The 12,307-nt window shown below is 45.4% G+C and carries 13 protein-coding genes; 3 read left to right on the forward strand and 10 right to left on the reverse strand.

The genetic code is table 11. From position 1 onward, the window contains the following. Nucleotides 1–154 precede the first annotated feature (154 nt). Complete coding sequence (locus tag O3C58_02455) at nucleotides 155–595, forward strand: DedA family protein (GenBank protein ID MDA0690727.1); 441 nt, start codon at nucleotides 155–157, stop codon at nucleotides 593–595. Here the strand turns inward: O3C58_02455 and O3C58_02460 are convergent, their stop codons facing one another. After that, complete coding sequence (locus O3C58_02460; GenBank protein ID MDA0690728.1) at nucleotides 596–925, reverse strand: LysR family transcriptional regulator; 330 nt, start codon at nucleotides 923–925, stop codon at nucleotides 596–598. A gap of 70 nt (nucleotides 926–995) precedes the next feature. Continuing rightward, nucleotides 996–1,853 carry a phosphodiester glycosidase family protein gene (locus O3C58_02465; GenBank protein ID MDA0690729.1) on the reverse strand — a complete coding sequence of 286 codons (858 nt, stop codon included), beginning with the start codon at nucleotides 1,851–1,853 and terminating at the stop codon, nucleotides 996–998. A gap of 498 nt (nucleotides 1,854–2,351) precedes the next feature. Between O3C58_02465 and O3C58_02470 the strand changes: the two genes are divergently transcribed. Together O3C58_02470 and O3C58_02475 are read left to right on the forward strand one after the other, a co-directional pair. Further along, nucleotides 2,352–2,537 carry a hypothetical protein gene (locus tag O3C58_02470; protein ID MDA0690730.1) on the forward strand — a complete coding sequence of 62 codons (186 nt, stop codon included), beginning with the start codon at nucleotides 2,352–2,354 and terminating at the stop codon, nucleotides 2,535–2,537. 174 nt (nucleotides 2,538–2,711) lie between these two features. Further along, a complete protein-coding gene (locus O3C58_02475) occupies nucleotides 2,712–3,653 on the forward strand; it encodes a hypothetical protein (GenBank protein MDA0690731.1) in 942 nt (313 codons plus the stop codon). A 29-nt stretch (nucleotides 3,654–3,682) separates the two neighbouring features. Here O3C58_02475 and O3C58_02480 read toward each other — a convergent pair whose 3' ends face one another. From O3C58_02480 to O3C58_02515, 8 genes are all read right to left on the reverse strand, one after another. Beyond that, entirely contained in the window at nucleotides 3,683–4,594 is a 912-nt protein-coding gene (locus O3C58_02480; protein ID MDA0690732.1) for an ATP-binding protein, read from the reverse strand. Nucleotides 4,595–4,606: 12 nt separating this feature from the next. Beyond that, entirely contained in the window at nucleotides 4,607–6,481 is a 1,875-nt protein-coding gene (locus O3C58_02485) for a PAS domain S-box protein (protein ID MDA0690733.1), read from the reverse strand. Nucleotides 6,482–6,484: 3 nt separating this feature from the next. Next, a complete protein-coding gene (locus O3C58_02490; protein ID MDA0690734.1) occupies nucleotides 6,485–7,336 on the reverse strand; it encodes an HDOD domain-containing protein in 852 nt (283 codons plus the stop codon). 10 nt (nucleotides 7,337–7,346) lie between these two features. Continuing rightward, nucleotides 7,347–7,685 carry a hypothetical protein gene (locus tag O3C58_02495; GenBank protein MDA0690735.1) on the reverse strand — a complete coding sequence of 113 codons (339 nt, stop codon included), beginning with the start codon at nucleotides 7,683–7,685 and terminating at the stop codon, nucleotides 7,347–7,349. Nucleotides 7,686–7,897: 212 nt separating this feature from the next. Beyond that, nucleotides 7,898–8,635 (reverse strand): HAD family phosphatase, encoded by a 738-nt coding sequence (locus O3C58_02500; protein ID MDA0690736.1) that lies wholly within the window; start codon nucleotides 8,633–8,635, stop codon nucleotides 7,898–7,900. 19 nt (nucleotides 8,636–8,654) lie between these two features. After that, on the reverse strand, nucleotides 8,655–9,332 hold the full coding sequence (gene lepB / locus O3C58_02505) for a signal peptidase I (GenBank protein MDA0690737.1): 678 nt from the start codon (nucleotides 9,330–9,332) through the stop codon (nucleotides 8,655–8,657). Further along, on the reverse strand, nucleotides 9,322–11,124 hold the full coding sequence (gene lepA, locus O3C58_02510; protein MDA0690738.1) for a translation elongation factor 4: 1,803 nt from the start codon (nucleotides 11,122–11,124) through the stop codon (nucleotides 9,322–9,324). Before lepA ends, lepB begins: the two co-directional genes overlap by 11 nt. Before the next feature lie 91 nt (nucleotides 11,125–11,215). Next, the gene (locus tag O3C58_02515; GenBank protein ID MDA0690739.1) at nucleotides 11,216–12,199 is read right to left on the reverse strand and encodes an NTP transferase domain-containing protein; all 984 of its coding nucleotides are present in this window, start codon (nucleotides 12,197–12,199) and stop codon (nucleotides 11,216–11,218) included. Nucleotides 12,200–12,307 lie beyond the last annotated feature (108 nt).

Raw genomic sequence — 12,307 nt, forward strand, 5'->3', positions numbered from 1 at the left:
CGCCAATTCAAGGAAGCGTCTTTTGTTTTAGCAGGACAGGCGACCTACCCTTAAATTTAAGGATAGGTCGCCCGTGCCACTGATTTAAGTAAATTTTGCACACGATTCTATTTTCCGTGAAAACTAATTTTTAGAGATGCCCTGAATTTATCGCATGGACACTTTTGCTGAACTGGGCTATTTCGGCCTTTTTGTTGCGGCATTTTTAGCGGCGACAATTTTACCTTTAAGCTCTGAAGTGGTTTTAAGCACTTTATTGTTAAATGGTTTATCGCCACTAGCCTTAGTTACTTTCGCAACCATTGGAAATGTATTGGGGTCTCTTGCGAATTATGCCTTGGGCTATTGGGCAAGTCTGGAGGCTATAAAAAAGTGGCTGAAGATTTCTGAAGAGGATTTTGTTCGAGCAGAGCAGCGTTTTGTAAAATACGGATTGTTCTCTCTATGTTTTGCCTGGGTGCCATTCATTGGCGATCCAATAACCGTGCTAGCTGGCATTTTGCGCATTCGTTTATTGTGGTTTGTACTCTTGGTCACCGTAGGCAAACTGATGCGTTATATCGTCGTCAGTTATTTAACAATGCAAGTATATTGATTAAGAAGAACCGTCCGGTTGCTTCAATAACTGTTTGATGGCTTTCCATTCAGCCTGGGTGGATGCTTCCGCCGCAGATTCCATCGCCCGATAAAGCCCAATCATGCGCTCACCCAACGGGGTCAGCGTGGCGCCCCCTCCCCCTTTGCCGCCCGTGGAGCTTGAGACCAGGGGTTTCTTAAAACACTGGTTCATGGTATCGACCATATCCCAGGCTCTGCGATAACTGAGCTTGATTTCCCTTGCCGCTTTGGAAATCGAGCCACTGCGGTCAATGGCTTCTAGCAAATCGATTTTTCCCGGTCCCAAAGCAATGGCGTCTCCCGCCATGATTCGGAACCTGGATTTACAACGAAATTTTTTTTTGTTGCCGGGGGTCATTTTCACTGACTATGAGAGGTCATTTCTTTCTGGGAGCCCGGACAATCCCCAATACATTGGGCACGGGCCAGGCAAAGGTGCTGTCCGCATTATTGACTCCGGTTGAATAGTTGCCGACAAATTCAAACTCGTCCTTGACTGTATTGATATAAAGTTGCGCGTCTTTTCCGCCCTCAACGTACATAGCTCGCTTGAGGTCGATGGGCAGGTCTAACAGAATATTGATGAAGTCGTGAGTGGAGTGTGGAGAACTAACATGCATAAATAAAATACGTCCTTTGGAGTCCATTCCCACAGCGGCGATGCTCCATTTTTTTTGTTGTGGTTCCCAGACATTTTTCCCGTCACACGAAACCATGCGAATACTCTGAATCAGCGAACGGTAGTGTTTGCGAGTCTCCTCGAAATCTTCACAATCACGGTCAAAAATTTTTGCTGAAGGCAGGGATTTGTTTTTGGGATCAAAAGCCAGAAAGGTGCGGTCCTTGGAAACCCAGGAACTGTTGACATGATTGCCGGTCTTCATATAGGAAACACTGGTCAGATTATCTTGCTGATACATACTGGCGTTGATGCCGGCAATCAAACCATTTTCATTGACCCAGTCCTTGACGGACTTCCGTTGACCACTGGCTTTGGCGGAAGCGTTCAATAACCTGAATTCAAAATATCTCAAATCGATGCGAAGCACCTGGATGACAGAATCTCCCAATTGTGACTTCTGGGAAGGGACAAAACTCCCCAACTCCAAACCAGGCTCTAATTCTTGCCAAAATTTATTGGGAAGATCTTCTGAACGGCTCTCCAGTTGAGAGGGTATCACCGATACCACGGCAACCAAAACGGCCAGACACAGGAGCGAAAAGCTTCGATTCAAGATTTTGTTCCTCGAACGTAAATTTATCATGATACTAACAGCCCAATATATATTTCGTACTCTCATGCAATAGAGAACACGACCCATCAAAAAAGCGAATATGCTATATATGGGCTAGAGGACAGTTTCAAAATTATCATTTCTACATAATCTTTTCAATAGCATGCTCATCAAGATCTTTTACCCTTTTTTCTTTTTAAATATAAATCAAAAGTTTTTTTCAGAGGATCCTCGTAAAAGTAAGGGGAAAGGATATTCTTTCATTAATAAAAAGCGGATTCCAACCCGACAAATTCACGGGAAGAGCTTGCAATTGCGAGATATTTTGAAAATCACTGTTTTTTTTGGGTAGTGCAGAGTTATTTTTTTGTTCCCGGATTGATTTTAAAAAAGTTTTGATACATAATGGCCCTCATTATCCCCAAGTGCACTTATTCAGATGAATTACTTGTCTCTATTAATATTTCGGCGTCCCTAATTTCAAATCAAGGAGAATCTATGAAAACCACAATAATTGCAATGCTACTGACATTTTCTCTGGGCTTGGTAGGATGCGTTACGACCCAGGCGGGAAGTGGGACCCCTGCTAAAAGCGGCACCGTGAGCAGTGAGGCAAAGGACAGTAAAATGTTGACTGAAGAAGATTACAAGAGAATCGGCGTCAAGGAGACAGGTGTCCGGTAATTAAACCTTGCTCTGTTTGCTCAGGCAAACAAAAGGTTTTTTCGCCCGGCTGAATTCTGCACCGTCAGAGCGTTCTTTTAAATTCCATCCCTACTTAGGGATGGAATTTTTTTTTGCTGACAGTTAGAATAGTTGCATTTTTCACAATGAAACTCTATTGAGCCCCAGAATCAAATGCAAGGAAATGCGTTGTCGTCCGGACCGGTTTTTTCAAAGGATCATTTAATCAATCTGTATCATCTGAACGAGCTTTACGGCAATGTGGCCACGAAAGTCTCTGAAAAACTCAGAGAAGCTTATCAGCTCGAGATTCCCATCACCTCGGGAATCTGGGGGGGGACCTATCTCATTGCCGAGAAAAACGGGAAAGCTAAAAGAAGAATCTGGCGTCTCTATTGCATAGTCAACCTGCCACAAAACAGTCCTCTGGACAAACATGAAAACCTGGAACGCCTGATCAGCTGTTATTCCGATGAGTTCATAAACGCCTTCAGCCCCTACGACCTGGACTTGAAACTAAAAATGTGGGGAGGACGGCTACCTTATAGCAATCGCGCCAAACCCAGCATCACCATGCATATGGAGGACGCCAAGGAGCGGGTCCGCTGGTTACGTGCTTTTTTCGTGTGGAATCATGTTCCCTGGGAAGAATCCGTTATTCACGATGTGGCGCGAATCCTCAAAGAGTACAAGGAATTTTTCGACCTCGATCGCGGGCCGGTTACCAAAGACCCCAAGGATCTAAAATTTCTTTTGCAGGATATTATCATTATCTACCGAACCCTTGAAGGAGCCTGCTCACCAGATTTTCAAGAGCACGCCAACCCCCTTATTCAGGAATTGATGGATCACTTCATGAAAGGGCTGCACGACCCGGTTCTGATTCAGGAACTTTATCTGAAGGTTTTTCACAATGCCCTGATTTACGGGTATGAGGAAGCACTGGACGGGCATTTCGCAAAAGCCGGACTGGATATCCGAAAAATTGAAAACTGGCGTGAGGACAAGATCAACTGGGTGCCAGAAGAGCTTAAGGAACAACTCATTCCTCCCATTCAGAAAATATTTACAGGCTTTAAAATCAATCTGGAAAAAGAACGCCTGCCACCTTCCTGAGCCTCCAGCCTGAAGCCAGAAAAATTTTCTTATCCAATAACGACCTCGCCTTTTTTCTCTGCATAATCGTCAATAATTTGCAGCAATTTATCCTTTTTAATGGGCTTGGTCAAATAATCAGAACACCCGGCCTGCACACACCGTTCCTTTTCCCCATTCAGCGCATGAGCGGTCAACGCGAGGATGGAAACTTCTTTAACATTTTTTTCCTTTTCCCATTCACGGATTTTTTTCGCAGCCGAATAACCATCCATGACAGGCATTTGGATATCCATCAGAACCAGATCGTAATTCCCAGAAATGAATTTTTTTACGGCGATTTCCCCATTTTCGGCAATATCCAGCTCATGGTTTGTTTTTTTAAGGTACAACTTAATCAACAATTGATTGTCCGGAGAATCTTCAGCAAGCAAGATCTTCAACGATTTATTTTCCTCATCACCATCGCCTGTTAAATCAGGTTCCGTATTATGAGGCGTCACAACCCGACTGTTACCCGAAAGGTTAACGCTGTTTGCAAGGGCAACGGATTTTTCATCATCGTTTGCAGTTTCAAATTGAGTCGTGAAGAAAAAAGTACTGCCCTCACCTAACTGACTTTCCACCCAAATAGTTCCCTTCATTTTCTCCACAAGTTGTCGGGTAATGCTCAACCCCAGCCCCGTTCCTCCATACTTGCGGGTCGTGTCCGAACTGGCCTGGCTGAAACTTGTAAAAATAGAACCCAGTTTATCTGTTGGAATTCCAATCCCTGTATCGGTCACCGAAAATCTCAGCGACTCTTCATTTTTCTCTTCAAGGTTATTTTCGATGTGAATAAGAACCGACCCGGTGTCAGTGAATTTAATGGAATTGCCTATCAGATTGGTCAAGATCTGGCGCAGTCTATAGGGGTCGCCCTTCAGACAGTTGGGAACGTCTGCATCCACTTGCCAAATCAAGGAAATGGATTTTTACTGCGCCCGCACATCCATAATCTGCACAGTTTTTTCGACCAGGTCGCGGATGAAAAATGGAACACATTCCATATCAAAGCTCCCGGATTCAATTTTCGAAAGATCCAGTATATCGTTGATCAGCATTAAAAGACTTTCCCCCGCAGAACGGAATAATTGAACATACTGCTTTTGTTCTGAAGACAAGGGGGATTCCGCCAACAGGTCAGCCATGCCGATGATGGAATTCATCGGTGTTCGAATTTCATGGCTCATATTGGCTAAGAAATCGCTTTTTGCCATGTTGGCCCGATCCGCTTCCTCCTTGGCCTTGACGATTTCCACTTCAGCATTTTTTCGCTCGGCAAATTGTCCGATTTGACTTCCCAAACTGATAAGTAAATTCGCAGGATTTTCATCAAGCCTGCAAATCTTCCGGGTAAAAACTTCGATCACGCCGATCACCTGTTGAGATGCGATCACCGGGAAACCAAATCCTGAGTGAAGACCTATTTTAGCGGCATATGGCGCCCGCGGGAAGTTGCTGTCCTGAGTAACATCGGGTATCCATGCTGGCGCCTGGGTTTCCCAAATCCTCCCCGGCAAACCGACCCCATCAGGAAATATAATTTCATGCGTTTGTCTCTCAAACTCCTGGAAATTTTTGCCTTGAATAAAGTCAGAGCGCCAACCGTATTTGCACTGCAAGCCGGCCTCCGCTTCGTTCATCTCCCAGTAAAAACTGAGATCCCAGTGCAAAAACTCGCCAATTACTTTGAGAATATCTGGAATCGCCTCTTCCATACTTCGCGAGTCTGCAAAAAGCTTGGTCAGTGAAAATTGCATGGCCTGTTGGGCGCGCGCTTTTTTTTGCTCTGTGATGTCATGAAAAATCCCCGTAAACATGCGTTTTCCTTCGACAAACATTTCATTGACAGCGATGTTTAAAGGAACTTCGGACTTGTCCCTGCGTAGACCCTCAACCTCATCAGTAAGACCCGCAATATTTGAAATCCGGGTATCGAGATGTTGCTTTTCTGTTTCATAATATCGTGGCGGGATCAACAATTTGACAGGCTGGCCTATAACTTCCGATGCTGAGTATCCAAATATTTTTTCCGCCATGTAATTGTAGGATTTTATCCTTCCGTGCGCATCCGTGCTAATGATCCCTGCCGCCACATTGTCAACTATCATTTGAATCCGGGTCTCACTGGATTCCAGGGCCAGGATTGCCCTCTGACGCTCGGCAACTTCTTTTTTCAACTGAACGGTTTGATTTTCCAATTTTCCCGTTCGGTTCTTGACGATTTTTTCGAGATTCTGATTCTGTTCGGAAAGGAGTTTATAGAACGACGAACTTTCCAGTGAATTAGCTGTATGTTGCAAAAGGATCGTCAGCAAATAATGAAACCCTTCATTTTCCAATTGCCTTTCATCTGCAACCACCCCGGCAAACAAACCCTGAACAGATGCCCGTGTGGCCAGAGTATGAAAGATTATTTTTTGACCCGATTGACGTGACTCAACAATCACCGGCCTGTTCTGATTCAGAGTCCAGGCAACGGTTCCCTGGTCCACATGAAAACCAAATTCTTCTTGAAAATCGTACTCCTCATCCTTGGGGTCCAAATGAGTTAAAATTAAATCGGAATCTTCTTTATCCACCAGATAAAAAGCCGTGACTTCCAAGTCGATCAAATGCTTTAGATGTTTGCAGGCCATATCCAATATGGACTGGGTGCTAAGCTCCATATTGCTTTGGCGTTGAAACTCGCCAAGCGTGGACAGCCAATCCAAACTATAAACCTGCAGACCTTCTCGATTTTCCAGAAATTCGATGCGAGCCCGCATCTGCTCTTCGGTCGTAAACCGCTGGTTATTTTTTTCCATACATCACTCCTCAGGGAGAAACATTTGAGTCGCTCCCGGAAACTGCCGATCCACTTGATTGACAATGGCCGGCAACAAGCTCACCGGGAGATCAATTTTTTTCCAGGCTTCAGTGTCCAATCGAGGAACAAACGGATCTCCGCTCCCTCCCAGAATCAGCGCATGGGCGATAATATCTGCAATGTGGAGAATAGCGGCTTCCACGGGAAAGTTAATGGCTATTGATGGGTCATGCTGACAGGCAATCGGCTCACTCAGGCTTTCCGGAAGCTTCCATCTTTTTAAGAGAGCCCCACCCACTTCTGCGTGATCACAACCGATCACTTCGCGCTCCAGCTGTTGAAAAGATGCCTTCTTCTCTTTAACCCGCAACGCAATGTCTTTTACCGGGTTGGCAAAATTCATCAATAATAGCAAACGCCCCAAGTCATGAAACATGCCCATCACGTAAAACCGTTCTACATTGGTTTCATGGCGATACGTCGCAATGACTCTCGCCGCCAGGCCACAGGCAATACTGTGAAACCAAAAATCTTTCATATCGATCAATTCTGGAGGCAGGTGCTTGAACCGGCTGGTGACCATCACCGCCAGAACCAAATCCCGTATTTGCGCCATCCCAATCACGGTGACGGCGTGAGTGACAGTTTCGATTTGAGATGGGAACCCAAAAAAGGAACTGTTTGCCAGTTTTAACAAGCGGGCGGAAAGCACAGAATCTCCACTGATCAACCTGGCAATATCCAAAAGAGAACTTTCGGGATCTTCAACGGCTTTATTGATCTGTTTAAACAGACTCGGCAGGGAGGAAATCTGGCATGAAAGATCCAATACACTTTCCACATCTTGTTTCATCAGTTCTTTCTCACTTCAAGGAGGTATTTAATTTTCGGTGGATACATATATCCATAAGCTCTTTGATGACCGGATCGTTCAGATCATGCCTGCAAAACAAAGTCTGCATTTCTTCTTCTATTTGTTTTCTTTGTCGGGGATCCAGAGCATCTAAAGGGTCTGCTTTTTTCTCGAGCTTTGAATCTCCATTGATGAAAACCTCAGAGACTCCCCAGATTTTTAAAACATTCAAATGCTTGGCCGATGTTTTGGCTCCGGCCGGAACGAGAAGACGGCCATGCAGATCTTTAACATCGCGGGCGACCACCATGCCCGGTTGCAAATCGGAAGTTCTTACACTGACAAACATAAAATCCAATCTCATAGGTTAAAGAAAACACTCCAATCAGGGATCCATGCTATTGAAACTAAAGCAAAATGACTGCCAAAAGGTCAGGCGGACAAGAGATTGTTATAACCCCGGAAATACAAGGGTTTTGCGTTTCGTTATATGTTGGGAATTTTATAAAAAGAGGATATCCGCACAAACCTTATGAGAGCGGGGGTGGATTTGGTGACAAATTAAGCGGAGGTAATTTGACCTTCAACAGGAGAGGAGGGCAAGGCTTCTAGAAGAGAAACCAGTTCGGCCAGGCTGGAGAGCACTAAATCCGCACCCGCAAAATTGATGTTCCGGTTTAGCGGGCTCTTTATAATAAGACAGGGCATCCCGGCCTGAGTGGCTGCTGTCAGCCCCTTCAAGGCATCCTCCAACACCAGACACGATTCCGGCGGACATCCCAGATCCTGGGCCGCATTTAAAAAAATATCTGGATGAGGTTTTTCCCGCGGTGCGGATGCTTTCCCCAGAATGATGGGAAACAAGGAAAGCGCATCGGCATTTTTTAAAATGGCTTGAATATCCTCTTTCCACGAACCGGAAGCGATGGCCAGCTTATGCGTGGAAGCCAGGATTTTCACCAGCGGCAGGGTGTCTGGAAATAACTTGATGTCGCCACTTTTGCAAAAACGCGAATACACTGCAAATTTTTCCTGACGGAGATCTTTCGGGTCCACCCCTAGATTCAAATCGTGCCTTTCAATCTCTCCTGCAATTCCTTTTCCCTTGGATGTCCATTCCACCCAATACTCATCGGGGTCGAGGGTATGTCCATACCTCTCAAAAACTTCGTTGTACGCCCGGTAGTGAAAAGGCTCAGAATCGGCAAGCAGGCCGTCAAAATCCAGAATAATGCTCTGGCACCGTTGCAAAAGGGAGCGGAGTTTTTCTAACTTTTCCGAAGAGGGAGGTGTCGTCACGAAGAAAGCCTGAAAGAATCTATTCTAAAATCTTGCCAAACCGATCGGCACGCACCCAATCGTCCAGGGCATTCCAGGACCAATAGATCACCAGAGCCTTGCCCTTCACTTTTTTTAAATCCAAAAATCCCCAATAGCGGCTGTCCTGACTGTTTTCGCGATTGTCTCCCATCACAAACAAGTGGCCGTCTGGAACCAGCACGGGACCAAAATCGTCTCTGGGCATTAACGGGTCGGTTCCAGGAATTTCTCGGTGATAGGCATGCAGGTCTTCATATGGCTTGTCGTTGATAAACACTTTTTGTTGCTTGACCTGAAGCTTATCGCCGGGTAAACCGATCACCCGTTTGATGAAATCCCGGCTTTCATCCTTGGGAAATTTAAAAACAATGATGTCGCCTCGTTCCGGCACCTCGGAAAATAAAACAATATCCGAGAAAAGTTTCACATTGACGAAGGGAATCTCGTTGGGGATATGCAAGCCATAAGAAAATTTAGAAACCAGAATATGATCCCCGATTAACAGGGTGGGTTCCATGGAGCCGGAAGGAATTTTAAACGCCTGCAAGATAAAGGTGCGAATGAACAGAGCCAGCAAGAGGGCAATTAAAATGGCCTCGACATATTCTCTGAATACACTTTTCTGTTTTGTCTGAAACCCGGAATCTGAAGCCGAGTCGATCGCCTTATTTCCCATCGGTCCTCAATACTGCAAGGAAGGCTTCCTGAGGAACTTCCACTCTGCCGATCTGCTTCATTTTCTTTTTACCCTCTTTTTGTTTCTCGAGTAATTTTCGTTTCCGGCTGATATCGCCGCCATAACACTTGGCCAGCACATTTTTTCTGAGCGCCTTGATAGTCTCGCGGGCAATGACTTTACTCCCCACCGCGGCTTGAATGGCCACTTCATACATTTGCCGGGGAATTTGTTCCTTCAGTTTTTTCACCAGATCACGGCCCAGAAAATAGGCCTTATCCTTGTGGACGATCATCGAAAGGGCATCCACCGTCTCGCCGTTGAGAAGGACGTCCAACTTTACCAGATTTGAAGCTCTAAAATCTATAAATTCGTAATCAAACGAAGCAAAGCCTTTGGTCGAGGATTTTAATCGATCGTAAAAATCTAAAACGATTTCATTGAAAGGCAGCTCGTATTGCAAAAGCACCGTACCGGGACTCAGGTATTCCATCTTGATCTGATTTCCTCTGCGGTCGCGAGTCAAGGCCATGATCGTCCCGATATATTCTTCAGGGGCAATGATGACGCCCATGACATAGGGTTCCTCCAGATGGTCAATATTTTTATATTCGTCCAACGTTGCGGGATTATCTATTTGCACCACTTCGCCGTCGGTGGTGAATATTTTGTAAACAACGGTCGGCGCGGTGGTCAACAGATCTACGTTGTATTCTCTCTCCAGCCGTTCCCGGACAATTTCCATATGCAACAGGCCCAAAAAGCCACACCGAAAACCAAAACCCAACGCTGTGGAAGTCTCCGCTTCATAGGTGATGGAAGCATCGTTCAGACGCAGTTTCTTTAAAGCATCCCGCAATAGTTCATACTGATCGCCGCTGATCGGATACATGCCGCTGAAAACCATCGGCTTGACATCCTTATAACCGGCCAGAGGTTCCGCGGTGGGTCTGTGAAAATGAGTGACGGTGTCGCCGATCTTGGTTTGATCCAGCTCCTTGATATTGGCCACCATGTAACCCACTTCACCGGCGCACAAAGTTTTTTTCTGCTTTTGGACGGGGGTGAAAACTCCCAACTCTTCTACTGCAAAATGATTGCCGGTCGCCATCATCACAATCTCATCCCCCACTTGCAGGGTTCCCTCTTTAACCTTTACAAGAACAATCACTCCACGGTACGTGTCGTACCAGGCGTCAAAGAGCAGGCACTTGAGGTGAGCCTTGTCATCCCCGGACGGAGGGGGAATATGGGCCACAATCATATCCATCAACGCCTCGATGCCTATTCCCTCTTTGGCGCTCACCAAAACCGCCTCATCCGCTTCGATCTGGCAAATATCCTCCAGCTGTTCCTTGACATTTTCCGGATCGGCGCTGGGAAGGTCTATTTTATTGATGACCGGAATAATGTAGAGATCGTGTTGCATGGCCAGATTCAGATTCGCCAGGGTCTGGGCCTGAATTCCCTGAGTGGCATCGACCACCAGCAAAACGCCTTCGCAGGCGGCCAGGCTCCGGGAAACTTCATAGGTAAAATCCACGTGACCGGGGGTGTCGATCATGTTGAAGGTATAGGTTTCCCCTTTGGCGTTGCTATACTTCAGGTTCACGGTTTGGGCCTTGATGGTGATGCCGCGCTCCCGCTCCAGATCCATACTGTCCAGAACCTGCTCCTTCATCTCTCTTTTCTGGAGGCCGCCCGTGGCCAATATCAGTTTGTCCGCAAGTGTGGACTTGCCATGATCAATATGGGCAATGATCGAAAAATTTCGTAGTTTATCCTGATCCATAAGCTTAAAAAATAATCTCTATAAAATTGATATTATTAGGATTTGATAACCGGCTGGTTTAGCGTCCAAAGCAGACTTTAAAGAAAATTTTTCATCGAGACAAAGAAAGGAGATTATTTTCCGGATGGCTCAAATATTCCCGCCATTCATTAAAGCGGATTTTCATGGCTTCATAATCCCTGTCGTTGTCAATATCTAAAGCCGCTCCAGGGAAAGGCACTTCCAGGCCCACGAACCGGGTTTTTAAAATGTTGGATATGCTTTTTTCCAAAGCTTTTTTCGTAGTGAGAGTTCGAAACACTCCAACCATCGAATCAACGCCTAATGAAGCAAATAACGAACTCATCTGCAAACCAAAATAATATCGATAGTGCTTGGCCTTGCCTTTACCCAAAAGGGACACTCCAAAAAGAACCAGATTTTTGAAATTCCTTTGATAACGGTACTGGTACATTTTTTGAATGTATTCCCGGTTTTCGATGCGGATGGGTTTCACCAAATGCAGGTTATTGATCCGGTAACTGTTTTCCTGCAAATGCAAATAAGACATTTTTATTCCCGGCTTGCCGTCTCGCGGGTAAAAAAACTCCAGGTTTTTTCGGGCGGTGAGCCCAAGGACATGGTCCTGATTTTCGATGTCACTATTTTTAATAAAATATTCCACTTCGTGAGGCGTGAGCAAAGGCGAGTCACAAGGAACGATCAGAACAGCTTTATCCGCGTAGGAAGAATTTTTCAAATCCGCAATGTTTTCACTGTCAGGAATCGTTTGCATAAATGTATGCCAGATATTTTCATACAGATTACTTCTTTGTGGAACAATATGAATGGGCTTGGAGTATTCAGAATCCACACCTCCTACCTTTATGACCGCTTTCAACTTGTCCTCAAGACCAACAATATAAATCGCCCTGATGGAATCCACCTTTTGCAGTGCATCCACAACATAGTTGACGATGCACTTGTCGTTTATTTTCAGAAACGCCTTATGCTGATGATAGACCTTGTAACTGGACTCTCCTTCGCCAGCTACCAGGACCGCATCAAATTTTTTCTCTATCGGCATCAGATTCATCTACAATTTCCAGAACAAACACTATTTTCTAATGGGTATCTCTAAAAATTGACTAAATGCTCCTAATCGTCAACTTAAGGAGATGGCTTTGTTTTAGTGGAACAGGCG

The organism is Nitrospinota bacterium (assembly GCA_027619975.1).
Classification (GTDB): Bacteria; Nitrospinota; Nitrospinia; order Nitrospinales; family VA-1; genus JADFGI01.